Genomic DNA, 22638 nt, shown 5'->3' with positions numbered 1-22638 from the left:
ATCAGGGTGACTACGTCAATTCCCGGCCCCCGCCGGTGCGTGCACCGCGTCCTCCGTGATCTTCAGGGGCCGTTGTCAGTGGCGGCCCCTACAGTCGTCGGCATGGCAACACTCCCCAACCCGCTGCCGAGGCTGGCCTCCCTCGGCCTCGGTCTTCCGCCGGGCAGGCTGATCGACACGACGGACGAGGGCCCGTGGCACGAGCCGTTGCTCTGGCTGGCCGACGACCGGGCGACCCCGGCCGACTGGGCCGCCCTCCAGCAGGCGCCCCGCGCGCTCGGTCTGCTCCCCGTGGTCCTGGACCTCGGCGGGGGCCACGGCGGCCCGGAGGACTGGGAGTTGGCGCCGGCCGAGGTGTCGTACCCCGGTGATCACGACGCGGAGGAGGTCCTGGCCGACTTCTGGGAGGAGTGCTGCGCTGCCGAGGCCGGCGACTGGCCGGGCCTGGCGGAAGCGACCGCCGCCGCGACCGACCCGGACACGGCGGCCGGCGACATCGCCGGTGGCTTCCTCTCGGCCGGCGGCCCCCTCAAGGAGCCCCGCCTGGCCCTGGTCCCGGCCCGCCGCAGCGCCGACATCCCGACGGCGCTCGGCTGGACGGGCGCGGTGAACCACGGCGACGACACGGCCCGTCTCAGCGCGGTGCTCCGCTCCTGGGAGGACCGATTCGGCATACGCGTTGTGGCGCTCGGCTTCGACCATCTCCGGCTCTCCGTGGCGGCCCCGCCCACGACACTCGCCGAGGCGCGGGCCCTGGCCGCCGAACACTTCGCCTTCTGCCCGGACAACCTCTGGCAGGGCGGCGACACCGACCTGGAGGCCTACGCCGAACGCCAGTTGCTCGATCAGCCGGTGTGGTCCTTCTGGTGGGACTGAGGGACCTCGATCCCGAACTCCTCGTCCAGCAGCCGTGAGACCTCCTCCTCGGAGACCTCCCGCTTGCTGACCGTGCCGTCGGGCGAGGTCACGGTCAGCTCCTGGCCGAGCAGCAGGACATGCTGGTCGCCGCTGAGTCGCTGCACGAACCGCCGCTGGACGAAGGGGGAGCGCGGGTGCGTGGCGACGTACCAGTTGGCCACCTCGAAGTCGGGCCGCTCGGCGGGGTCCAGCGTGAAGTTGTACTGCCGCCGCCAGCCGGCGCCCCATGCCGAGCCCGGTACATAGGTCTCCAGAACCCACAGGTCCAGGGGGCCCGGGTGCGTCACCCGCACCAGCCGGTGGCGCCGCCCCGCGCCCTCGAACTCGACGCCGGCCACCAGCGGCACCGGTTCCAGCAGCGCGCCGATCGCCGCGAAGCCGACGTCGGCGAGATAGGGCCGGGTCTCCCCCGGCACCTCCACCAGCAGGGTCATATGGGTGCGCGGACGGCCCGAGCTCTCCGACCCGTCCGCGCCCACCATCACCCGCGCCGCCAGCCTGGTCACCCCGAAGCCCAGCGCCTCCAGGGCGTGCAGGAACAGGATGTTGTGCTCGTAGCAGTAGCCCCCGCGCCGGCTGCGGACCAGCTTGTCCAGCAGATCGCCGACGGCGAGCGAGGGAGCGGTGCGGTTCATGGCGTCGAGGTTCTCGTAGGGGATGCCCCGGGAGTGCGCGAGATGCACCCCCCGCAAGGTCGCCACGTCGGCGACCCGCTCCCCTTCCCACCCGATCCGGCCGAGATACGCGTCGAGGTCGAACTCCACTGTGTCGGACATGCCTCAACCCTAGGCACACCGCTCCACGCCGTCCGCAGCCTTCAGCCCCAACCGCACCACTCCTTGAGACCTAGGACCTCCAGCCGAACCCCGGCGCACAGCCCGAATCGCTCAAAGCCGAAGCCCGGCCCCCAGCCTCCGCAAGCCCTCCCCGATCCGCTCCGGCGTCTCCGTCACGAAGCACAGCCGCAGCGTCGCCCGGTCGGCCTGCCCCGCGTGGAAGGGCGCCCCCGGCACATAGGCCACGTCATGCCGTACGGCCTCGGGCAACAGGGCGGTCGTGTCGTAGTGCGAAGGCAGCCGCGCCCAGAGGAACATGCCGCCCTCGGGCCGGTTCCAGGACGCCCCCTCCGGCAGCGCCTCGGCCAGCCCCGCCAGCATCGCGTCGCGCCGCTCCCCGTACACGGCCGCGACCCGGGCCACATGGGCGTCGAGGTCCCGCTCCTCCAGATACCGGGCCGCGGCAAGCTGGTTGACGGTCGGTGTGTGCAGATCGGCGGCCTGCTTGGCGACGACACAGGCCCGCCGCAGCTCGCTCGGCGCCCGCAGCCACCCCAGCCGCAGACCGGGAGCCATCACCTTGGAGAAGGACCCGAGCAGGGCGGTCCGGTCCTCGGCCCCCGGATACGAGGCGATCCAGGGCAGCCGCTCCCCCTCGAACCGCAGCTCCCCGTACGGATCGTCCTCGACGATCCACACCCCGTACCGCCCCGCCACCTCGGCCACACCGGCCCGCCGCTCGGCCGACATGGTCCGCCCGCTGGGGTTCTGGAACGTGGGGACGGTGTAGAACAACTTGGGCCGCTCCCGCACCACGAGCTCGGCCAGTGCCTCCACATCCGGCCCCCGCGCATCCCCCGGCACGGCGAGGACCCGCGCCCCCGCCAGAGCGAAGACCTGAAGTGCCGCCAGATAGCAGGGGTCCTCGACGAGGACGGTGTCACCGGGTTCGACGAGTGCGGCGGCGACCAGCGACAGGCCCTGCTGCGACCCGGTGGTGACAAGAAGCTCCTCGGCGCCGGTGGCCAGCCCCCGCACCGCCGTCCGCCGCGCCAGCAACTCCCGCAGCCGCGGCTCCCCTTCGGTCGTCGAGTACTGAAGGGCCTGCCCCGGCGCCTCCTCCAGTACATGCCGGAACGCCGCCGCGACGCCCTCCCGGTCGAACAGCTCGGGTGCGGGCAGCCCGCCGGCGAAGTTGACGACCTCGGGCCGTGCGGTGACGGCGAGGATCTCCCGTACCGCCGACCCGCCGGTCGACCGGACGCGCGAGGCGAGCGAAGGAGGGGCGGCGAAGGTGCTCGTAAGGGTCATGCCGAGCACCCTAGAGATATAGATGCCGCCTACAAACAGCTTTCCAGGATCCGGGATCAGCCCTTGCGTCCGACTCCCGCGTAGACGTTGATGTCCGCGTCGGTCACATCACCGATCTCCGCAGGGGCGGCCCCGTCCGGCCGCCACCGGTGCACGGGCACGACACCGGGCTCGACGACCTCCAGCCCGCTCTCGGCGAAGAACCGCTCGACCTCCCCCTTGGACCGCAGCACGAAGGAGAACCCGCGCGCGGTGTACGTCTCCTGCACGGCCCGCATGTTCGCCGCGTTGAGATCCAGCGTGAGGTGGCTGAGCACCACCCGGCTCCCCGGCGGCAGCGCGTCGACGAGTTCCCTCACCACCGGATAGGCGACCTCGTCCTCGATGAAGTGCAACACGGCGACCAGGAACAGCGCGACGGGCCGGCCGAGGTCCAGCGTCTCGGCGGCCCGTTCGAGAATGCGCGCGGGTTCCTCGAAGCCGGCGTCGAGATAGGCGGTACGCCCCTCGGCATGACCGCTCAGCAGCTCCCGCGCGTGCGCGAGCACGACGGGATCGTTGTCGACGTACACGACCCGCGACTCGGGATGGATCCGCTGGGCGATCTGATGCACGTTCTCCGCGGTGGGTAACCCGGTCCCCACATCGAGGAACTGCCGTATCCCGTCCCGCTCCGCCAGCTCGGTGACGGCCCGCCGCATGAAGTCCCGGTTGTGCCGCACATCCAGGTATCCGCGTGGATTGGCGGCGAGCGCCGCGGCGGCGGCCTCACGGTCCGCGGGGTAGTTGTCGGTGCCGCCGAGGAAGACGTCGTAGACGCGCGCGGGATGCGCCTTGGTGGTGTCGATCTCCATGCTCATGACGAACAAGCTAGCCCGCAGCGGCCGTCGAGACGGCGGACTCCCGTTTCCCGCGTCCCGCACCGCACCACCGGGACGCGACATCCCCGCAGTTCGGAGCCCGTCCCGCACTCGGCCCGTCCCAAAACGGGCGGCACCTTATGGTCACCACACCCACCCAGGCACCAGGCTGAGACCCCTCCTCACAGACAACCGACAGAGAGGCCCCTGCCGATGCCCGCGCCAGCGAACGCGCACACCCGCGCACCCCGCCTCCTGGCAGCCCTGACGGTCGTGCTCGCCACCCTCACCCTGACCGCGTGCGAGGACGGCGAGGGCCTCCGCGACGAAGGCCCGTCGACATCCACGACCCAGACAACGACGACGACTACCGAAGCGCCGGCATCCGCGCAGCCTCAACAGCCCAATAGGTGAGGATGTTCTGCGCCCCGGCGCGCTTGATCCCGGTCAGCGTCTCCAGGATGGCCCGCTCCCGGTCGATCCACCCCTTCTCCGCGGCGGCCTCGACCATCGAGTACTCACCGGAGATCTGATAGGCGGCGACGGGCACGTCCACCGCGTCGGCGACCCGCGCCAGGATGTCGAGATAGGGCCCGGCGGGCTTCACCATCACCATGTCGGCCCCTTCCTCCAGATCGAGGGCCAACTCCCGCAACGACTCCCGCGCGTTGGCGGGGTCCTGCTGGTAGGTCTTCCGGTCGCCCCGCAACGAGGACCCGACGGCCTCCCGGAAGGGCCCGTAGAAGGCGGACGCGTACTTCGCGGTGTACGCGAGGACGGCCACGTCCTCCCGCCCGATCTGGTCGAGGGCGTCGCGCACGACCCCGATCTGCCCGTCCATCATCCCGCTGGGCCCGACGACATGCGCCCCGGCATCGGCCTGCACCTGAGCCATCTCGGCGTACCGCTCCAGGGTGGCGTCGTTGTCGACCCGCCCCTGGTCGTCCAGCACCCCGCAGTGCCCGTGATCGGTGGTCTCGTCGAGACACAGATCGGACATCACGAGCAGCTCGTCACCGACCTCGGCCCGCACATCCCGCAGCGCGACCTGGAGGATCCCGTCCGGATCGGTCCCCGGTGTCCCCAGAGCGTCCTTCTTGGACTCCTCGGGCACCCCGAACAGCATGATCCCGGAGATCCCGGCCTCGACAGCCTCGGCGGCGGCCTTCTTCAGACTGTCCCGGGTGTGCTGCACCACTCCCGGCATGGCCTCGATCGGCACCGGCTCGCTCACGCCCTCCCGCACAAAGGCGGGAAGGATGAAGTCAGCGGGATGCAGCCTCGTCTCGGCGACCATCCGCCGCATGACGGGGGAGGTCCGCAGCCGCCGCGGCCGGCTGCCGGGAAAGGATCCGTACGTCGTCATACCCCTACGCTACGCCCGCCCCACACCCCCCTTTGCCGACGCGACGTCGGCCCGCGGACCCGAGCGGCGCCCCGCACGAAGGCGACGTACGGCCCCACAGAACCTGCTGCTCCGCCACGGCCACACAGCGACGGCGGCCTGGCAAGAACACCAGACCGCCGCATCCGCACCCGCGCCCTCAGGGTCAGGTGGTGCTACGCCTCCGCCGGGCCCCGGGCCGACGCTCGCTGGGCCGGGTGACCGGATCCCCGGCCTCGACAGCGGCCGCCCGCCGCTTCAGCCCGAAGTCGGCCAGCGCCTCCGCCAGCCTGTGCACGGACGGCTCGGGAGCCATCACATCCACCCGGAGGCCATGCTCCTCGGCGGTCTTCGCGGTGGCGGGACCGATACACGCGATGACGGTCACGTTGTGCGGCTTCCCGGCGATACCCACCAGGTTCCGCACGGTGGAGGACGACGTGAAGAGAACGGCGTCGAAGCCACCCCCCTTGATCGCCTCACGAGTCTCGGCCGGCGGCGGCGACGCCCGCACGGTCCGATAGGCCGTGACGTCGTCGACCTCCCACCCGAGCTCGATGAGCCCCGCGACCAGCGTCTCGGTGGCGATGTCCGCCCGCGGCAGGAACACCCGGTCGATCGGGTCGAAAACGGGGTCGTACGGCGGCCAGTCCTCGAGGAGACCGGCAGCGGACTGCTCCCCGGAGGGCACCAGGTCCGGCTTCACACCGAAGGCGACGAGCGCCTTGGCGGTCTGCTCGCCCACCGCGGCGACCTTGATCCCGGCGAAGGCACGCGCGTCGAGCCCGTACTCCTCGAACTTCTCCCGTACGGCCTTGACGGCGTTCACCGAGGTGAAGGCGATCCACTCGTAGCGGCCCGTGACGAGCCCCTTGACCGCCCGCTCCATCTGCTGAGGCGTCCGCGGCGGTTCGACGGCGATCGTCGGCACCTCGTGCGGCACGGCCCCGTAGGACCGCAGCTGGTCGGAGAGCGAAGCCGCCTGCTCCTTCGTACGCGGCACGAGCACCCGCCACCCGAAGAGCGGCTTGGACTCGAACCACGACAGCTGCTCGCGCTGAGCAGCGGCGGACCGCTCACCGACCACGGCTATCACCGGCCGCCCGCCATCCGGCGAGGGCAGCACCTTGGTCTGCTTGAGCAGTTGGGCGATGGTCCCCAGCGTCGCGGTCCACGTCCGCTGACGAGTGGTCGTACCAGCGACCGTGACCGTCAGCGGAGTGTCGGGCTTGCGCCCGGCGGCGACGAGCTCACCGGCGGCGGCGCCCACGGAATCCAGGGTCGTCGAGACGACCACGGTCCCGTCGGACGCCCCGACCTCGGTCCAGCACCGGTCGGAAGCGGTCCGCGCATCCACGAACCGCACATCGGCGCCCTGGGCGTCCCGCAGCGGAACACCCGCGTACGCGGGTACGCCGACCGCGGCGGCGACACCGGGAACGACCTCGAAGGGCACCCCCGCGGCGGCGCACGCCAGCATCTCCTCGGCGGCGTACGCGTCGAGTCCGGGGTCCCCGGACACCGCACGTACGACCCGCCTGCCGCCCCGCGCGGCCTCCATGACAAGATGTGCGGCATCCCGCACGGCGGGGGCGGCAGCGGTTGTTGACGTACCGTCAACAACCGTTAGTTGAGGCGCGCCTGTGCCCGGATGCGGATCCGACGAGGGATCCGAATCCGTGTCAACGACGGCGACGCCTGAGCGAGCGTGGACGCGCACGACGTCGAGCACTTCATGCTCGGCGACGAGAACGTCCGCGTTCCCCAGCGCCTCGACGGCGCGCAGAGTGAGTAGTCCCGGATCCCCGGGTCCGGCACCCAGGAAGGTGACGTGCCCGTGTTCAGGTCCGGCGGCAGGAAGGGTGGTGGGGCTCACTGTGCTCGCTCCCCCATCAGACCGGCCGCGCCCTGGGCAAGCATCTCGGCAGCGAGTTCACGGCCGAGCGCCATTGCTTGGTCGTACGTCTCGGGCACGGGACCGGTGGTGGACAACTGCACCATCCGCGAGCCGTCGGTCGTGCCGACGACGCCGCGCAGGCGCATTTCCTTGACAATCTGCCCGTCGGCCAGCAGGTCGGCCAGCGCACCCACAGGTGCGCTGCAACCGGCCTCCAGGGCGGCGAGCAGTGACCGCTCGGCAGTCACGGCGGCCCGCGTGAACGGGTCGTCGAGTTCGCCGAGCGCGGCGATCAGGTCCGCGTTGTCCGCGGTGCATTCGATCGCCAGTGCTCCCTGGCCGGGAGCGGGCAAAACCGTGTCGACTGAAAGAAAGTCAGTCACTTCGTCGATGCGCCCGATGCGATGCAGCCCGGCCGCGGCCAGCACCACCGCATCCAGCTCACCGTCGTGCACGTACCGGATCCGGGTGTCGACGTTCCCCCGGATCGCGACGGTCTCGATGTCCATCCCATGGGCGCGTGCGTACGCGTTGAGCTGGGCCATCCGCCGGGGTGACCCGGTACCGATGCGCGCCCCGCGGGGCAGGTCGGTGAACTTCAGCGCGTCCCGGGCGACGATGACGTCACGCGGGTCCTCGCGCAGCGGGAGCGCGGCGAGCGAGAGCTCGTCGGGCTGCCCGGTGGGCAGGTCCTTCAGCGAGTGCACCGCGAAGTCGACCTCCCCCTTGAGCAGGGCCTCCCGCAGCGCCGTCACGAACACGCCCGTGCCGCCGATCTGCGCGAGCTGTTCCCGCGACACATCGCCGTACGTGGTGATCTCGACGAGCTCCACAGGCCGTCCGGTCACCTGGCTCACGGCGTCCGCCACCTGCCCGGACTGGGCCATGGCGAGTCTGCTTCGCCTTGTCCCGAGCCTCAGTGCCTTCTCAGTCATGCCGGCCCTCGGTTCTTGCTGTTCTTCTCGGTGCTGTCCTCGGCGCGGGACACGGCATCAACCGTCTCCTGGTCGAGGTCGAACAGGGTCCGCAGCGCGTCCGCGTACCCGGCGCCGCCGGGTTCGGCCGCGAGTTGCTTGACCCGTACGGTCGGCGCGTGAAGCAACTTGTCGACCACGCGCTTCACGGTCTGGGTGATCTCACTGCGGTGCTTGTCGTCGAGCCCCGGCAGCCGCCCCTCGAGCCGGGCGATCTCCCCGGCGACCACATCGGCGGCCATGGTGCGCAGCGCGACCACGGTGGGCGTGATGTGCGCGGCGCGGAGCGCGGCACCGAACGCCGCGACCTCGTCGGCGACGATCCGCCGCACCTGGTCCACATCGGCCGCCATCGGGGCGTCGGCCGAAGCGTCGGCGAGCGACTCGATGTCGACGAGCCGCACCCCGGGAATCCGGTGCACGGCGGCGTCGATGTCACGGGGCATGGCGAGATCGAGCAGGAAGAGCCCGGGCGCGGGCTGCGGAGCAACCGGCTCCGGCCTGCGCCGCTCGGGAATCCGCCCGACGGTGGCGGCGGCCGCGGCGAGCGCGGCGATGGCGTCGGCCTCGTCGGCCGCCCCGGGGACTCGGGCGATGCCGTTGTCGACCCAGGCGGCGTGCTGCTCGAGCTCGGTGGTGGCCATCCCGGCGACGGCGGCTTCCCCGAGCACGGAGAACCCGGCGGTGGCCGGGACGGCGTTGAGGTCGAGCGGACAGTTCTCGTCATCCGCGGAGCCCGCGGCGGCCGGTCCGGTCAGGCTGCGGGCATTCGTGCCGCCCAGGGCGGCTCCCGGCCCGAAGCGGGACGGCGCCCCGCCGACACCGGCGGGCGAACCCGCCACCGGGCCCGCGGCGACGGCCTCGGCGACCTCGGAGGCCGTGAGCACCAGCCCGGTCGCACCCGTACAGGACACCACGACATCGGCACGTGTCAGCTCGCCCGGCACCGCATCCATCGGTACCGCGCGGGCCGCCACGTCCAGGTCATCGGCGTCGTTCAGGATCTCGGCAAGGCGCTCGGCCCGGTCCGGCGTCCGGTTGGCGATCACGATCTCGCCGATCCCGACCCGCGCGAGCGTCGCCGCGGCGAGCGAGGACATGGACCCGGCACCGATGACGAGCGCCTTCTTGCCCGGGGCCCACGTGTCCACGGCCGTACCGGAAGCCAGCTGTTCCAGCCCGAAGGTCACCAGCGACTGCCCGGCCCGGTCGATCCCGGTCTCGGAGTGCGCCCGCTTGCCGACCCGCAGAGCCTGCTGGAACAGATCGTTCAGCAGCCGCCCGGCGGTGTGCAGATCCTGCGCCTTGGCGAGGGAGTCCTTGATCTGCCCGAGGATCTGCCCCTCCCCGACGACCATGGAGTCAAGACCGCAGGCCACCGAGAACAGGTGATGGACGGCCCGGTCCTCGTAGTGCACGTACAGATAGGGCGTGAGCTCCTCGAGCCCCACCCCGCTGTGCTGGGCGAGCAGCGTGGACAGCTCGGCGACACCGGCGTGGAACTTGTCGACGTCGGCGTACAGCTCGATCCGGTTGCACGTGGCCAGCACCGCGGCCTCGGCTGCCGGCTCCGCGGCGACCGCGTCCTGCAACAGCTTGACCTGGGCGTCGGCGCTCAGCGCCGCCCGCTCCAGGACGCTGACCGGAGCGCTGCGGTGGCTCAGCCCCACGACGAGGAGACTCATGCCGGCATCACGGCGGGTACGTCCCCGTCGGGCCCTTTGTCGGCGGAGTCGGCACGACCGGCGGCGAGCGCACCGGCGGCGTCGGCCGCGGCGGCCTCCTCACCGGCCTTGCGCTGCTCGTGGAAGGCGAGGATCTGGAGCTCGATGGAGAGGTCGACCTTGCGCACGTCGACGCCGTCCGGGACGGTCAGCACGGTCGGCGCGAAGTTCAGGATGGAGGTGACGCCGGCGGCCACGAGCCGGTCGCAGACCGGCTGGGCGGCACCGGCGGGGGTGGCGATGACACCGATCGATACGCCGTTGTCCTCGATGATCTTTTCCAGCTCATCGCTGTGCTGAACCGGAATGCCCGCCACCGGCTTGCCGGCCATACCCGGATCGGCGTCGATGAGGGCCGCGACCCGGAAGCCGCGGGAGGCGAAGCCGCCGTAGTTGGCGAGAGCGGCGCCGAGGTTGCCGATACCGACGATCACGACCGGCCAGTCCTGGGTGAGGCCCAGTTCGCGGGAGATCTGGTAGACGAGATACTCGACGTCGTAGCCCACACCACGTGTCCCGTAGGACCCGAGGTAGGAGAAGTCCTTGCGCAGTTTCGCGGAGTTGACGCCCGCCGCGGCCGCGAGCTCCTCGGAGGAGACCGTGGGGACCGAGCGCTCCGACAGTGCGGTCAGCGCGCGGAGGTACAGCGGAAGCCGGGCGACGGTGGCCTCGGGAATTCCTCGGCTACGGGTCGCCGGTCGGTGAGTTCGGCCAGTTGCCACGGTGCTCCTGCGGGTAGAGCGGGGCTGCAGGCGGTCACACGTACCCAGACCGCCCCGTCGAAAGCAGGCTATGTCTTTGTGAACGCGTGCACAAAGATGGTGTCCGATTTGCCCGGCCAACGTGACCGGGGTCACGCGCGTCTCTCTCGGGGGCAAAACAGCACACTCTCCTCAACAATCCCGCCCCCCAGGACCAAGTCGCCATCGATCCTAAGCGACCGGTCGAGCGAGTTGGACTACTCGGTCAGTGCCGTCCTCAAGCGTTTCTCGTCCACGCGCCAGAACGTGTGCTGGTCCCCGTCGACCAGGACGACCGGGATCTGTTCCCAGTACTGGTCGTGGAGTTGGGAATCCTGGGAGATGTCCTTCTGCTCCCAGGGGACCCCCAGATCCCCGCACACGCGCTCGATGACGATCTGTGCGTCATCACACAGATGACACCCCGGCTTACGGATGAGGGTGACGAGCCGGTCCTCGGGAGCCTTGGCCGGCTTGCGGCGGAAGATGGGACTCATGTCGGCCATTCTCGCGCGGCCGGCGCCGGGCCGGGATCCGCTTGTTTAACGGCCCGGTCGCGGAGAGTTCACACCCTTCGAACCTCTCGGCTCCGGAAGCTCCGAACAAACTGGCTATGCTCACGCCATGGCCGCTCTCGGATGGCTCACTCCCCGTAGGCGCTCCGCCACGGCGCGGAGCGTGTTGGCAGGCGAGGCCTCGGCGGAGGCCGCGCGCAAGTCGTCACAGGAGGTCGAGGAGACCTCAGCCCCAGGCGGGGAACCGGAGTTCCCGGTACTCGGCGACGACAAGGCAGCCGCGTTCTTCGACCTCGACAACACCGTCATGCAGGGTGCGTCGCTGTTCCACTTCGGCCGGGGCCTGTACAAGCGGAAGTTCTTCGAGACCCGCGACCTCGCCCGGTTCGCCTGGCAGCAGGCGTGGTTCAGGCTGGCCGGCATCGAGGACCCCGAACACATGCAGGAGGCCCGCGACTCGGCCCTGTCGATCGTGCAGGGCCACCGCGTCTCCGAGCTGATGTCCATCGGCGAGGAGATCTACGACGAGTACATGGCCGAACGCATCTGGCCCGGCACCCGAGCCCTCGCCCAGGCCCATCTGGACGCGGGCCAGAAGGTGTGGCTCGTCACAGCGGCCCCCGTGGAGATCGCCGGGGTGATCGCCCGCCGCCTCGGCCTGACCGGCGCCCTGGGCACGGTCGCGGAGTCGGTGGACGGCGTCTACACGGGCAAGCTGGTGGGCGAACCCCTGCACGGCCCCGCGAAGGCGGAGGCGGTCCGGGCGCTGGCATCGGCGGAGGGCCTGGACCTGAACCGCTGCGCCGCCTACAGCGACAGCCACAACGACATCCCCATGCTCTCGCTGGTGGGCCACCCCTACGCGATCAACCCGGACACCAAGCTCCGCAGGCACGCGAGGAACCTGGACTGGCGCCTGCGGGACTACCGGACGGGCCGCAAGGCGGCAAAGGTGGGCATCCCGGCAGCGGCAGGCGTAGGAGCGGTGGCCGGGGGCACCGCGGCGGCGATCGCGTTGCACCGCCGCCGCCGGTAACGAGCCTCAGGGGCGCGGGGAACCGCGCGACCGGCCACTAGGAGCCCGCGCCCGAAAGACAAGAAGTACCCCCCACCCCCGTCATCCAGTCCTCTTGTCGGCACACGGCCACAACACGCCCCGACCATGACCGGAACTCGATCTCATCTGATCAACAACCGGTCACTCTGCGGCACTTGAACGGGCGTCATTCGGTTACAGAAGCGACGTAATCGATGATTTGAGCAACTGGGTGTAGCAGTGCCTGCACGAAGCGTTATTCTCCTCAGACGCAAACCGGTACCCCTCCGTCGCTACGACGGGTGAACGGTCCCGCACTGCACGTGATGGAAGCTCTGCCTCTGGGAGTCCCGTGTACCCACACGTCGGGGTTGACGCCTCGGGCCTGGCTACGCTGCGCGCAACGGTCCAAGACCTGTTGCGCGGCTTCGTCCCCACCGCGTACGCCGTCCCCGCCCTCGCCGTAGCCACGGCACCGATCGGCCCGTGCTATGCACTCGCCGACGGTTCCGCGGCTGTCGGCAGAAGAGGGCGTTCGACCGGCACCACCGCCGCGCGCCGACCGGCCGCGGACAGCGACAGCGCCCGCATGATGGACCTCGTGGAGCGTGCCCAGGCCGGCGAGGCCGACGCCTTCGGACGCCTCTACGACCAGTACAGCGACACCGTCTACCGGTACATCTACTACCGGGTGGGGGGCAAGGCGACCGCCGAGGACCTCACCAGCGAGACGTTCCTGCGCGCGCTGCGCAGGATCGGCACCTTCACCTGGCAGGGCCGTGACTTCGGCGCCTGGCTGGTGACGATCGCCCGGAACCTCGTCGCCGACCACTTCAAGTCCAGCCGCTTTCGTCTGGAAGTGACGACCGGCGAAATGCTCGACGCCAACGAGGTCGAGCGGTCACCGGAGGACTCCGTCCTGGAGTCCCTCTCCAACGCCGCCCTCCTGGACGCCGTGCGCCGCCTCAACCCACAGCAGCAGGAGTGTGTGACGCTCCGCTTCCTCCAGGGCCTCTCGGTCGCCGAGACCGCCCGGGTGATGGGCAAGAACGAGGGCGCCATCAAGACCCTGCAGTACCGGGCCGTCCGCACCCTCGCCCGGCTCCTCCCGGACGACGTCCGCTGAGAGAACACGCCCCGTAGCATCCAACTCGCTCTCAGTGAGAGTCCGTTGACTTCCCGATCCGATCATCCGCAGTCCGTAACCCAAGTGCCGCGTTGCTCGTTGTGCGGGATGCAGGCTCCCTGTGGTCACTCCCTGGCCGACTTCGATCACTCGATCGAGTGGACGAGGTCAGGGCGTGCAACCCTCAGGACCCCCTGGGGAGTCGACCGTCATGACGAGAGGAGGTGCCGCCAGTGATCGCGAACGTATCGGCACACCGGCGGGCGAACGCCTTCGCCCAGGCCCTGGAGGAGCAGTCCGACCAGGGCCCGGCGGCCGAGCAGTCCGAAGGACCGGCGCCGGCCTCGGCAGCTGCGGAACAGACCGAGCAGGGCCGCATGCTGGCCCTTACGGAATGTCTCGACGAGCTGCCCAGGCCGAAGCTGGACCCCGCGGTCAAGGTCGTCCAGCGGGCCCAGCTGGTGGCCGCGTTCGAGGCCATGCTCCAGGAAGGCGCCGCCGGAGGCGAGGCAGCGGGTCCCTCTGTGCCTGAACAGCGCTCCCATCGGGCGCGGGGTTCGCACCGGGCATCCCCGCTGGGCAAACTGCGACCGCGTTCCCGACTGACCAAGGGCCTCGCGGCCGGCGGACTCAGCGTCGGGGTCGCCGCGGGTGCCTTCGGCGGAGTCGCCGCCGCCAGCTCGGACGCCCTCCCGGGCGACTCGCTGTACGGCCTGAAGCGCGGCATCGAGGACTTCAAGCTCAACTATCTGTCCGACGGCGACGACGAGCGCGGCCAGGGCTATCTCGACCAGGCCTCCACGCGTCTCAACGAAGCCCGTCGGCTGATGGACCGCGACCGCGGCGGCCACCTCGACCACGAGTCCGTCGGCGAGATCCGTCGCGCCCTGTCGGGCATGCAGCACGACGCCTCCGAGGGCCACCGGCTGCTCCATGAGGCGTATGAGCGCGACCCGGGCTCCCTGGGCCCCATCCAGGCCCTCGACACCTTCTCCCGCTCGCACCGCGAGGTCTGGGGCGCGCTGCGCGACCGGCTGCCGGTCCAGCTCGGCGATGTCAGTCAGCAGGTGTCGTCGGTGTTCGAGGCCATAGACGAAGAAGTGGCCCCGCTGCAGTCCCTGCTGCCCCAGCCTCCGGCCCAGGGCGGCGGCCCGGGCCAGCGGCAGGGCGGTTCCGGCTCGGCGTCCACCGGCACGTCCGGCTCCGGCCGCTCGGCCGCGCCCAGCAGTGGCCACGGCACCTCGGACAGCAGCGGCTCGAACGGCAGCAAGACTCCCAGCCATTCGTCCACGTCCGACGGCGAGAGCGACGGCCTCCTCGGCGGCAACACCGGCGGCCTCCTCGACCCGACCCAGGACAGCACCAGCACGGCCTCCCCGTCCACGAGCACCCCGTCCCAACCGGACGTCACGCTCCCGCCCCTCCTCCCGGGCCTCCTGCCCGGCCTGGGCATCGACGGCGAGGACGCGAGCTAGTCCTTCCAGTACGACGGTGGGGGCGCCCTTCTCTCGAAGGGCGCCCCCACCGTCGTACTCCTAGAAGAACACCGACCGACGCTGCACCAGCAACTTGTAGAGCGTGTGCTGGATCTGCTCCCTGACCTGGTCCGTCAGGTTGAACATCAGCATCGGATCCTCGGCCGCCTCCGGCGGATAGCCGTCCGTGAGGATCGGCTCGCCGAACTGGATCGTCCACTTGGTCGGAAGCGGGATCCCGCCCAGCGGGCCCAGCCACGGGAAGGTCGGCGTGATCGGGAAGTACGGGAAGCCGAGAAGGCGAGCCAAGGTCTTCGCGTTGCCGATCATCGGATAGATCTCCTCCGCGCCGACGATCGAGCACGGGATGATCGGGGCCCCGTTGCGCAGCGCCGTGGAGACGAAGCCGCCGCGGCCGAAGCGCTGGAGCTTGTACCGCTCGCTGAAGGGCTTGCCGATGCCCTTGAAGCCCTCCGGCATCACCCCGACCAACTCACCCTGACTGAGCAGCCGCTGGGCGTCCTCCGCGCAGGCCAGGGTGTGGCCGAGCTTGCGGGCGAGCTCGTTGACCACCGGCAGCATGAAGACCAGGTCCGCGGCGAGCAACCGCAGATGCCGTCCCGCGGGATGGTTGTCGTGGACGGCGACCTGCATCATCAGACCGTCCAGCGGGAGCGTCCCGGAGTGGTTGGCGACGATCAGCGCGCCACCCTCCGCCGGGATGTTCTCGATGCCCTTCACCTCGACCCGGAAGTACTTCTCGTACACCGGCCGCAGCAGGGACATCAGGACCTGGTCGGTCAGCTCCTCGTCGTAACCGAAGTCATCGACGTCGTAGTCACCGGTGAGCCGGCGCCGCAGGAAGGACAGCCCGCCCGCGATCCGCCGCTCGATACCGCCGTCGTTCTGCGCCTGCTGCGGCGGCTGTTCCTCACGCGTCACAGGGACATCATCCTGCCCCGGCGCCTCGCTGGGCAGGGGCTGGACCTCTCGGACAACCGCGGGCTCGGCCCCCTTGCGCCTGCTCACCGTGGACCGGCGCCGCGACGGCCGCTGTACGGCAGCCCCACGGGACCGGTCGTCGTCGAACGGAATGACCTTGGCGTCCGCCATCGTTGATGCGCTCCTCAGTTGGCGCTCTGCGTCGTGGGGTGGCCGCCGCCCAGGACAGGCAGCGCGGCGATCCGGTCGACGGCCCCCGCGATGGCCTCCGGCGGCACCAGTCCGGGTCCGCGGCCGCGCGCGAAGTCCGCGAACGTCTCCGCCGTCGTGTACTTCGGCTGGAATCCGAGCGTCTCGCGCATCTGGTCCGTCGACACGACCCGACCGTGCGTGAGCAGCCGGATCTGCTCGGGCGAGAAGTCCGTCATCCCGAGCGTACGCACCAGCGAGCCGGCCCAGGTGACCGCCGGCAGCAGCAGCGGCACGGTGGGCCGCCCCAGCCTGCGCGAGCACTGCGACAGCAGCAGCACCCCGTCACCGGCGATGTTGAACGTCCCGCTGTTGAGCGTGCCCCGCTGCGGCTCGTGCGAGGCGATGCGCAACACCTCGATCACATCGTCCTCGTGCACGAACTGCAACCGCGGGTCGTACCCGAGAACGGTCGGCAGCATGGGCAGCGAGAAGTACGAGGCGAGGGGCGTATCGGCGCTGGGCCCCAGGATGTTGGCGAACCGCAGCACACACACGGCCACATCGGGCCGCCGCCGCGCGAACCCCCGCACATACCCCTCGACCTCGACGGTGTCCTTGGCGAAGCCGCCGCTGGGCAGCGACTTGGGAGGAGTCGTCTCGGTGAAGACGGCGGGATCGCGAGGCGCGGACCCGTAGACATTGGTACTGGATTTGACGACGAGCCTTTTGACCGTCGGCGACTTCTGGCAGGCACCGAGGAGCTGCATGGTGCCGATGACGTTGGTCTCCTTGACCGTGGTCCGGCTGCCACTGCCCAGCGCCATGGCCGTCACGTCCAGGTGTACGACCGTGTCGGCGCCCGTCTCCGCGAGCACCCGCGCGATGGTGGACTGCCGGATGTCGGCCTGGATGAAATCGGCGCCGCCCAGGTGGTGTTCCGGCGGCACGGCGTCGACGGCGATCACCCGGTCCACCTGCGGGTCACGCTGGATCCGTCGTACGAACCGGCCCCCCAGCTGTCGGGCCACCCCGGTCACGAGCACGACCTTGCCCAAGATTCAGCGCCTCTCTTCCAGCACTCGTTCCCCGCGTACCCTGCCGTGTTCCCCGTGTGCGGCCAACCTAGCGGGTCGATGTTGCGCTGTGATGACCGCCCACTGCACGAAGTGACGACTTCCACAGACGTACGACGAGACCAAGCCAGCCGGTGTCAGACGTACGCACAGAGCCCGGCATCCGATTCCGGGTATGCGTGTGGCCCCCCACCGGGTGTGGTGGGGGGCCACAAATCACGCTGCTTGCGCGGCGTCGCCTTACTTCTTGTTACGACGCTGAACGCGCGTGCGCTTGAGCAGCTTGCGGTGCTTCTTCTTAGCCATCCGCTTGCGCCGCTTCTTGATAACAGAGCCCACGACTACCCTCGCTCACTTCTCATCACTCGGCGTTTGGGCGCCATGGGCCCATACGACCTACGAGGGGCTAGCCTACCCGCCTGAGCGCTGAGCTCGTAATCGAGGGGGAAGGGGGGATCCCTGTCTTGCCCTGAGAATCCCCCCGCCCCACAGCCATCAGGCGGTTTCCACCCCCACATAGCTCTCGCGAAGGTACTCGTGAACCGCTTGCTCGGGGACACGGAAGGACCGCCCCACCCGAATCGCGGGCAGATGACCGCTGTGCACCAACCGGTACACGGTCATCTTCGACACTCGCATCACCGAGGCGACTTCCGCCACGGTAAGGAACTGAACCTCGTTCAGAGGCCTCTCGCCAGCTGCAGCCATGACACACCTGAACCTTCCGCACTCGACGGTCACCGGCTTCCCCTTCCGGTGACTCTTCGTCGTTGCGTGCTCACTCCCCAATGTAGGGGCGGGTGATGCGAGTGGGGAAGAGGTGCACCCATCGGCGGCCTACTGTGACAGACACGCTCGATTGAGTACGTAGCGGGTAAGCGGTCGGTAGTAATCAGACCGCACAGCGTCATCAAGTGGAACGACGACGGACACGACCCCCTCGGCCTCCCCCACGAAGAGCGCGGGGTCATCGGTATCGGCCAGCCCAATGGCCTCAAACCCCAGCTGACCTGCCCCGCAGACCCATCCGTGGTCCCCGATGACCAGCTCGGGAAGGACGCCGCCCTCGTCCGCGGCCGCGGCCAGGACGGCCCGAACCGGGAGGGGTGAGTGCGTGTGTGCGCCGGTCGCGCGACCGGAGCTCGGCACCCCTGGTTCTCGCACGAACGCGACTCCTCGTACGTAGTCAAGGTTGTACGTGCGTAGACCGAACCGGGTCGTTATGTCGACACAGCGACCATGCGCAGGGGTGAGGACGGTACACCCCGCCGCCGACAAGGCGTCCGCCAAGGCGGCGTAGAACCCGAGCAGTCGGTGCGGATGCCCGGTCCCCAGGAGCACGGTGCCGCCACGCTGGGCAACTGCCCCGATCCGCTCGGCGAAGGCATCCAGAGCGACCAGGGTCCGCTCAGGGTCGATCACATCATGACCTTGCGTCTGCCTCGGATCGCCAGAAACCCCACATTTATCGGCCATCAATCCGATCAAATCCCGCTGCCCCCAAGACCACTCGGGATCGATCCCGATCAGCACTCTTGGATCACGAGCAGCGAAAAGCCGATAACTCCGCAGGCTCTCCTCCCGAGAGGTGGCCACCGGTCCAGCCAGACGAGCAGCCAACAAATGGGCGCGCAGTGCGCCGGTGCTCAACACGGGAGTGATGGTGACGGACGAAAGCAGGACACGGGAGGGGAACGAAGAAACACCGCACAGTTGGCGTAACGAGGCCTCCGCCCTACGCCAGCAGCCCCCGCAGCGGAAACACGGCCCGCCGAGCGGCCAGCACCGCCTGGTCCAGCCGGTCCGCGGGGTCGTATCCCGCCTCCCAGTCGGCCCAACTCACCGGCCACCGCCCATCGGTCATCCGCATGGGCGCCAACTGCCGGGTACGCGCGAACACTTCCTGCCGCCAGCCCTCGGGGATCACACTCTCCGGCTCCACGGCCCGCCCCGCGGCGATCCCCACCAGATGCGTCCAGGACCGCGGCACCACGTCGACGACCGCGTAGCCGCCCCCGCCCAGCGCCACCCACCGCCCGTCGGCGTACGCGTGCGCCAGGTCGTGACAGGCCACCTGCACAGCCCGCTGCGCATCCAGCGAAACAGCGAGATGGGCCAGCGGATCCTCGAAGTGCGTATCGGCGCCGTGTTGGGTCACCAGCACCTGCGGCCGGAAATCGGCGACCAGCTCCGGCACGACCGCGTGAAACGCCCGCAGCCACCCCGCGTCCCCGGTCCCCGCCGGCAGCGCGACATTCACCGCACTGCCCTCGGCCGAGTCCGCCCCCGTCTCCTCCGGCCACCCGGTCTGCGGAAACAGGGTCCGAGGATGCTCATGCAGGGAGATGGTCAGAACCCGCGGATCCTCCCAGAACGCCGCCTGGACCCCGTCCCCGTGATGCACGTCGACATCGATGTAGGCGACCCGCTCGGCCCCCAACTCCAACAACCGCGCGATCGCCAGCGACGCGTCGTTGTAGATACAGAACCCGGACGCACCCCCCGGCATCGCATGATGCAACCCGCCTGCGAAGTTCACCGCATGCAGCGCGTCCCCGCGCCACACCGCCTCCGCAGCACCCACCGACTGCCCGGCGATCAGGGCGGACACCTCGTGCATCCCCGCGAAGGCCGGATCATCCATGGTCCCCAGCCCATACGCCCCATCAGCCGCCCCGGGCTCCACCGACGCCGCCTTCACGGCCTCGATGTAGTCCTCCCGGTGCACCAGCCGCAACGTCGACTCCCCGGCAGGCTTCGCCGATACGACGTCCACCTCCCGGTCCAGCCCGAAGGCGCTCACCAGCCCCCGGGTCAGAGCCAACCGGACCGGATCCATCGGATGGTCCGGACCGAAGTCATAGCCCGTTACTGCCTCGTCCCACATCAGCTGTGCGCGGCCGCTCATGCCCGCCACCGTATCGGTCCGGTTGAGCGGCGAACGACCGGGCGTACACAAGCGTCACCAGCACCAACACCATCGGCACAAGCATCGCCCCGCGATAACTCCACGCATCGCCCAACGCCCCCACCAAGGGCGAACCGATCAAAAACCCGACATAGTTGAAGACATTGAGCCGAGCGACAGCCGCGTCGGAAGCCCCGGGGAACAACCGCCCGGCGGCCGCGAAGGTCTGCGGCACCAGCACACACAACCCCAGCCCCAGCAACGTGAATCCCAGCATCCCGACCCAGGCCCCGGGCGCCGAAGCCACCACCGCGAACCCGAGCGCGGCCACCACGGCCCCCGCCCGCACCACCACCACGGCCCCGAACCGCCGCACCCCGAAGTCCCCGAGGCCCCGCCCGATCAAGGTGGTGACCATGTAGACGTTGTACGGCACGGTCGCCATCTGCTCACTGCTGCCCAGCACGTCCTCGAGGTACTTCGCACTCCAGTTGGAGACGGTCGAGTCCCCGATGTACGCGAAGGTCATCACCAGACACAGCGGCAGCAGCAACTTGAACGCGACGGTCCCGCCCTCACCGCCGGCCTTGTCCTCCACCGGCTCGGCGCCCCCGTCGACGTACCACCGGCTCCCCACAAGCGCGGCCGGCAGCAGCACCAGCACGACCGGCAGATACGACACGAACAGCGCGAGATCCCAGTGCGCCCCCACCCACGCCAGCGACGCCCCCACCATCCCGCCCAGACTGAACACCGCGTGGAAGCTGAGCATGATGCTCCGCCCGTACGCCCGCTGCAGACTGACCCCGAGCATGTTCATGGACGCGTCGAGCATCCCCACCGCGAGCCCGAACGCGCCCAGCGCGATCCCCAGCTCGAGCGTCGAGTCACCCGCCCCGACCCCGAGCAGTGCCAGCAGTACGACGGGCTGGGCCCAGCGCAGCAGCCGGCTGGGCGGTATTCGCGTCACCAGCTTCTCGGTCGACACACTCCCCACCCCGGCGAGGATGGGCACGGCGGCCAGAAAGGCCGGCAGCAACGCGTCGGAGACCCCGTACCGGTCCTGGATCGCGGGAATCCGCGTCACCAACAGGGCAAAGGCCACCCCTTGGGCGAAAAAGCTGAACGCCAACGAGGCCCTACCGCGCCGCAGCACATCTGTCATGGCGGCGAGCGTAGGGCCCCGGGCTACCCGTGGGTAGATCCAGCCAAAGATGAATTTCACTCAGCTTTGTTCAGCAGGGCTCACCGAGCCTCAGGCGGCGACCGCGACCTCCGCCTTCACGGCCGCCTCGGCGACCCTCACTTCGGCGACGAGCAGCCGCGCCATGGGCTCCGCGGCGACCACCCGGCTCACCACGAAGGCCAGCGCCATCGAACCGACCAGGATGACGGACCCGAGCCAGACCATGGTGTCCACGGGCAGGGTGTACGCCCCGACGACCCGCGCCGCACACTCCGCCAGCAGTACGACGCCCCACACCACCGAGAACACCCGCTCGGCCCGACGAAAGGCAGCCGAGCCCTCCGCGCTGCCGTCGGCCAACCGCCGCCAGGCGGCCTCCCTGGCCGAGTCCCCTCGCACCAGGAAGGGCTTGAACCCCGCCGTCATCATCGGCCGCCCCAACGCCACCGACACCAGGATCCCGGCCCCGATGATGCTGCTGACCCCGCTGTCCTTGGCGAGCATCAGCCGCGGATCCCCGGAGACGAGACCGAGCAGCAGCGACACGGCGTTCACGACGAGGATGAGAGCGGCCAGCCCATTGACCGTCCGTTCCCTCACCACGCTCCACACGGTCCGCCCGGCCGGCACCGCGCTGCTCCAGGCAAGCGCCGCGAAGGTGCTCATCCCGAAGGCGTCCTTGAAGAGGTAGTACGACCCGACAGGCACCGCCACGTCCACGATCAGCGGGCCGAAGGTGTGCTGCTTGCTCGTCTTCGTCATGCCCTCAGCTTCCCGCCCGACCGGGGTCCCCCAGTAGAAACGATCGTCCGGAGCTCCGCATGACAAATGTCAGACCTCGGATCAGACCAGCAGGTCCACCAACTCCCCCATGTCGGAGAAGAGTTGAGTGGCACCGGCAAGCCGGTCGGCAGGCGTCATCGCGGTGAACCCGTACACATCCATCCCGGCCGCGACCGCCGCCCGAACCCCCAACGGACTGTCCTCGACCACCACACACCGCTCCGGCGCGACACCCATCCGCTCGGCGGCGTACAGAAACAGATCCGGCGCAGGCTTGCCCCGCCCCACATCCTGCGAACTGAAGATCCGCGCATCCTCGAACCACCGGTCGAGACCGGTCGTCCGATGCCCCACCCGAATCCGCTCATGGCTCCCGGACGACGCCACGCAGTACGCCACCCCATCGGCAGCCAGCTTCTCCAGCACACCCACAGCACCGGCCACAGGCTTCAGCTCCCGCTCGAACGCGGCGAACACCCGCCCATGAAAGACATCGTCGAAGTCCTCGGGCAACCGCTCCCCGGTCCGCTCCTCGATCAGGTCATGGATCCGATGCATCGCGGACCCCATGTAGTCACGGATGGAGTCCTCGTACGACGTCGGATGCCCGAGCTCGGTGAGATAGCCGGCCAGCAGCCGGTTGGAGATCGGCTCGCTGTCGACGAGGACGCCGTCGTTGTCGAAGATAACCAGGTCATAGCGCATGCCATTTACCCTAAACGCAAAAAGGCCCACGCCTGATGGCGTGGGCCTTTTCTAAAATTTGTTCGGCGGTGTCCTACTCTCCCACAGGGTCCCCCCTGCAGTACCATCGGCGC

Annotated in this window: 22 protein-coding genes; 4 read left to right on the top strand and 18 right to left on the bottom strand. The window is 69.8% G+C overall.

Annotated elements, in window-relative coordinates; translation table 11 throughout:
* Positions 1-102 precede the first annotated feature (102 nt).
* The gene (locus ACIOHP_RS47450) at positions 103-876 is read left to right on the top strand and encodes a DUF4253 domain-containing protein (protein WP_401897716.1); all 774 of its coding nucleotides are present in this window, start codon (positions 103-105) and stop codon (positions 874-876) included.
* Here ACIOHP_RS47450 and ACIOHP_RS47445 read toward each other — a convergent pair.
* The 9 genes from ACIOHP_RS47445 to ACIOHP_RS47405 all read right to left on the bottom strand — a co-directional run bounded on the left by ACIOHP_RS47445 (position 846) and on the right by ACIOHP_RS47405 (position 11090).
* Positions 846-1694, bottom strand: a complete 849-nt coding sequence (locus ACIOHP_RS47445; protein ID WP_401897713.1) for an arylamine N-acetyltransferase — start codon at positions 1692-1694, stop codon at positions 846-848. The two genes, ACIOHP_RS47450 and ACIOHP_RS47445, sit on opposite strands and share 31 nt — an antisense overlap.
* A gap of 111 nt (positions 1695-1805) precedes the next feature.
* On the bottom strand, positions 1806-3005 hold the full coding sequence (locus tag ACIOHP_RS47440) for a PLP-dependent aminotransferase family protein (RefSeq protein WP_401897711.1): 1200 nt from the start codon (positions 3003-3005) through the stop codon (positions 1806-1808).
* A gap of 56 nt (positions 3006-3061) precedes the next feature.
* The gene (locus ACIOHP_RS47435; protein ID WP_401897709.1) at positions 3062-3865 is read right to left on the bottom strand and encodes an SAM-dependent methyltransferase; all 804 of its coding nucleotides are present in this window, start codon (positions 3863-3865) and stop codon (positions 3062-3064) included.
* Positions 3866-4232: 367 nt separating this feature from the next.
* Positions 4233-5231 (bottom strand): porphobilinogen synthase, encoded by a 999-nt coding sequence (gene hemB / locus ACIOHP_RS47430; protein ID WP_327718581.1) that lies wholly within the window; start codon positions 5229-5231, stop codon positions 4233-4235.
* A gap of 184 nt (positions 5232-5415) precedes the next feature.
* Entirely contained in the window at positions 5416-7125 is a 1710-nt protein-coding gene (locus ACIOHP_RS47425; protein ID WP_361493690.1) for a bifunctional uroporphyrinogen-III C-methyltransferase/uroporphyrinogen-III synthase, read from the bottom strand.
* Positions 7122-8081 carry a hydroxymethylbilane synthase gene (gene hemC, locus ACIOHP_RS47420; RefSeq protein ID WP_361547209.1) on the bottom strand — a complete coding sequence of 320 codons (960 nt, stop codon included), beginning with the start codon at positions 8079-8081 and terminating at the stop codon, positions 7122-7124. The genes ACIOHP_RS47425 and hemC overlap by 4 nt, the downstream gene beginning before the upstream one ends.
* Positions 8078-9805: a glutamyl-tRNA reductase gene (locus ACIOHP_RS47415; protein ID WP_401897706.1), complete on the bottom strand. Its 1728-nt coding sequence runs from the start codon at positions 9803-9805 to the stop codon at positions 8078-8080. Before ACIOHP_RS47415 ends, hemC begins: the two co-directional genes overlap by 4 nt.
* On the bottom strand, positions 9802-10566 hold the full coding sequence (locus tag ACIOHP_RS47410) for a redox-sensing transcriptional repressor Rex (RefSeq protein WP_361547215.1): 765 nt from the start codon (positions 10564-10566) through the stop codon (positions 9802-9804). The genes ACIOHP_RS47415 and ACIOHP_RS47410 overlap by 4 nt, the downstream gene beginning before the upstream one ends.
* Positions 10567-10802: 236 nt before the next feature.
* A complete protein-coding gene (locus ACIOHP_RS47405) occupies positions 10803-11090 on the bottom strand; it encodes a glutaredoxin family protein (protein ID WP_401897703.1) in 288 nt (95 codons plus the stop codon).
* A gap of 118 nt (positions 11091-11208) precedes the next feature.
* Here ACIOHP_RS47405 and ACIOHP_RS47400 point away from each other — a divergent pair, with 118 nt between their 5' ends.
* The 3 genes from ACIOHP_RS47400 to ACIOHP_RS47390 all read left to right on the top strand — a co-directional run bounded on the left by ACIOHP_RS47400 (position 11209) and on the right by ACIOHP_RS47390 (position 14736).
* Entirely contained in the window at positions 11209-12135 is a 927-nt protein-coding gene (locus ACIOHP_RS47400) for an HAD-IB family hydrolase (RefSeq protein WP_361493679.1), read from the top strand.
* Positions 12136-12487: 352 nt separating this feature from the next.
* Complete coding sequence (locus ACIOHP_RS47395; protein WP_361493677.1) at positions 12488-13261, top strand: ECF subfamily RNA polymerase sigma factor, BldN family; 774 nt, start codon at positions 12488-12490, stop codon at positions 13259-13261.
* 233 nt (positions 13262-13494) lie between these two features.
* Positions 13495-14736 (top strand): DUF5667 domain-containing protein, encoded by a 1242-nt coding sequence (locus ACIOHP_RS47390; RefSeq protein ID WP_401897701.1) that lies wholly within the window; start codon positions 13495-13497, stop codon positions 14734-14736.
* 60 nt (positions 14737-14796) lie between these two features.
* Here the strand turns inward: ACIOHP_RS47390 and ACIOHP_RS47385 are convergent, their stop codons facing one another.
* From ACIOHP_RS47385 to ACIOHP_RS47345, 9 genes are all read right to left on the bottom strand, one after another.
* A complete protein-coding gene (locus tag ACIOHP_RS47385) occupies positions 14797-15849 on the bottom strand; it encodes a lysophospholipid acyltransferase family protein (RefSeq protein WP_401897699.1) in 1053 nt (350 codons plus the stop codon).
* 14 nt (positions 15850-15863) lie between these two features.
* A complete protein-coding gene (locus ACIOHP_RS47380) occupies positions 15864-16925 on the bottom strand; it encodes an NAD-dependent epimerase/dehydratase family protein (RefSeq protein ID WP_401897696.1) in 1062 nt (353 codons plus the stop codon).
* A 258-nt stretch (positions 16926-17183) separates the two neighbouring features.
* Positions 17184-17282 (bottom strand): 30S ribosomal protein bS22, encoded by a 99-nt coding sequence (locus ACIOHP_RS47375; RefSeq protein WP_003948845.1) that lies wholly within the window; start codon positions 17280-17282, stop codon positions 17184-17186.
* 156 nt (positions 17283-17438) lie between these two features.
* A complete protein-coding gene (locus ACIOHP_RS47370) occupies positions 17439-17651 on the bottom strand; it encodes a helix-turn-helix domain-containing protein (RefSeq protein ID WP_004984898.1) in 213 nt (70 codons plus the stop codon).
* Positions 17652-17780: 129 nt separating this feature from the next.
* Complete coding sequence (locus tag ACIOHP_RS47365; protein ID WP_361547228.1) at positions 17781-18596, bottom strand: phosphatase; 816 nt, start codon at positions 18594-18596, stop codon at positions 17781-17783.
* Positions 18597-18678: 82 nt separating this feature from the next.
* Complete coding sequence (locus ACIOHP_RS47360; RefSeq protein WP_401897693.1) at positions 18679-19851, bottom strand: acetoin utilization protein AcuC; 1173 nt, start codon at positions 19849-19851, stop codon at positions 18679-18681.
* Entirely contained in the window at positions 19802-21016 is a 1215-nt protein-coding gene (locus ACIOHP_RS47355; RefSeq protein ID WP_361547234.1) for an MFS transporter, read from the bottom strand. The genes ACIOHP_RS47360 and ACIOHP_RS47355 overlap by 50 nt, the downstream gene beginning before the upstream one ends.
* Before the next feature lie 90 nt (positions 21017-21106).
* Positions 21107-21799: a VC0807 family protein gene (locus tag ACIOHP_RS47350; RefSeq protein ID WP_401897691.1), complete on the bottom strand. Its 693-nt coding sequence runs from the start codon at positions 21797-21799 to the stop codon at positions 21107-21109.
* An 81-nt stretch (positions 21800-21880) separates the two neighbouring features.
* Entirely contained in the window at positions 21881-22525 is a 645-nt protein-coding gene (locus tag ACIOHP_RS47345) for an HAD family hydrolase (protein WP_401897826.1), read from the bottom strand.
* Positions 22526-22638: the final 113 nt, after the last annotated feature.

Source organism: Streptomyces sp. NPDC087859, assembly GCF_044742595.1.
GTDB classification, from domain to species: Bacteria; Actinomycetota; Actinomycetes; order Streptomycetales; family Streptomycetaceae; genus Streptomyces; species Streptomyces canus_F.
The sequence above is the reverse complement of the archived record's forward strand: the minus strand, read 5'-3'. Positions and strand labels throughout refer to the sequence as shown.

Coding starts and splice junctions, on each gene's coding strand:
- ACIOHP_RS47450 (WP_401897716.1), top strand. CDS start 103: ATGGCAACACTCCCCAACCCGCTGCCGAGGCTGGCCTCCCTCGGCCTC.
- ACIOHP_RS47445 (WP_401897713.1), bottom strand. CDS start 1,694: ATGTCCGACACAGTGGAGTTCGACCTCGACGCGTATCTCGGCCGGATC.
- ACIOHP_RS47440 (WP_401897711.1), bottom strand. CDS start 3,005: ATGACCCTTACGAGCACCTTCGCCGCCCCTCCTTCGCTCGCCTCGCGC.
- ACIOHP_RS47435 (WP_401897709.1), bottom strand. CDS start 3,865: ATGAGCATGGAGATCGACACCACCAAGGCGCATCCCGCGCGCGTCTAC.
- hemB (WP_327718581.1), bottom strand. CDS start 5,231: ATGACGACGTACGGATCCTTTCCCGGCAGCCGGCCGCGGCGGCTGCGG.
- hemC (WP_361547209.1), bottom strand. CDS start 8,081: ATGACTGAGAAGGCACTGAGGCTCGGGACAAGGCGAAGCAGACTCGCC.
- ACIOHP_RS47415 (WP_401897706.1), bottom strand. CDS start 9,805: ATGAGTCTCCTCGTCGTGGGGCTGAGCCACCGCAGCGCTCCGGTCAGC.
- ACIOHP_RS47405 (WP_401897703.1), bottom strand. CDS start 11,090: ATGGCCGACATGAGTCCCATCTTCCGCCGCAAGCCGGCCAAGGCTCCC.
- ACIOHP_RS47400 (WP_361493679.1), top strand. CDS start 11,209: ATGGCCGCTCTCGGATGGCTCACTCCCCGTAGGCGCTCCGCCACGGCG.
- ACIOHP_RS47385 (WP_401897699.1), bottom strand. CDS start 15,849: ATGGCGGACGCCAAGGTCATTCCGTTCGACGACGACCGGTCCCGTGGG.
- ACIOHP_RS47370 (WP_004984898.1), bottom strand. CDS start 17,651: ATGGCTGCAGCTGGCGAGAGGCCTCTGAACGAGGTTCAGTTCCTTACC.
- ACIOHP_RS47360 (WP_401897693.1), bottom strand. CDS start 19,851: ATGAGCGGCCGCGCACAGCTGATGTGGGACGAGGCAGTAACGGGCTAT.
- ACIOHP_RS47355 (WP_361547234.1), bottom strand. CDS start 21,016: ATGACAGATGTGCTGCGGCGCGGTAGGGCCTCGTTGGCGTTCAGCTTT.
- ACIOHP_RS47350 (WP_401897691.1), bottom strand. CDS start 21,799: ATGACGAAGACGAGCAAGCAGCACACCTTCGGCCCGCTGATCGTGGAC.
- ACIOHP_RS47345 (WP_401897826.1), bottom strand. CDS start 22,525: ATGCGCTATGACCTGGTTATCTTCGACAACGACGGCGTCCTCGTCGAC.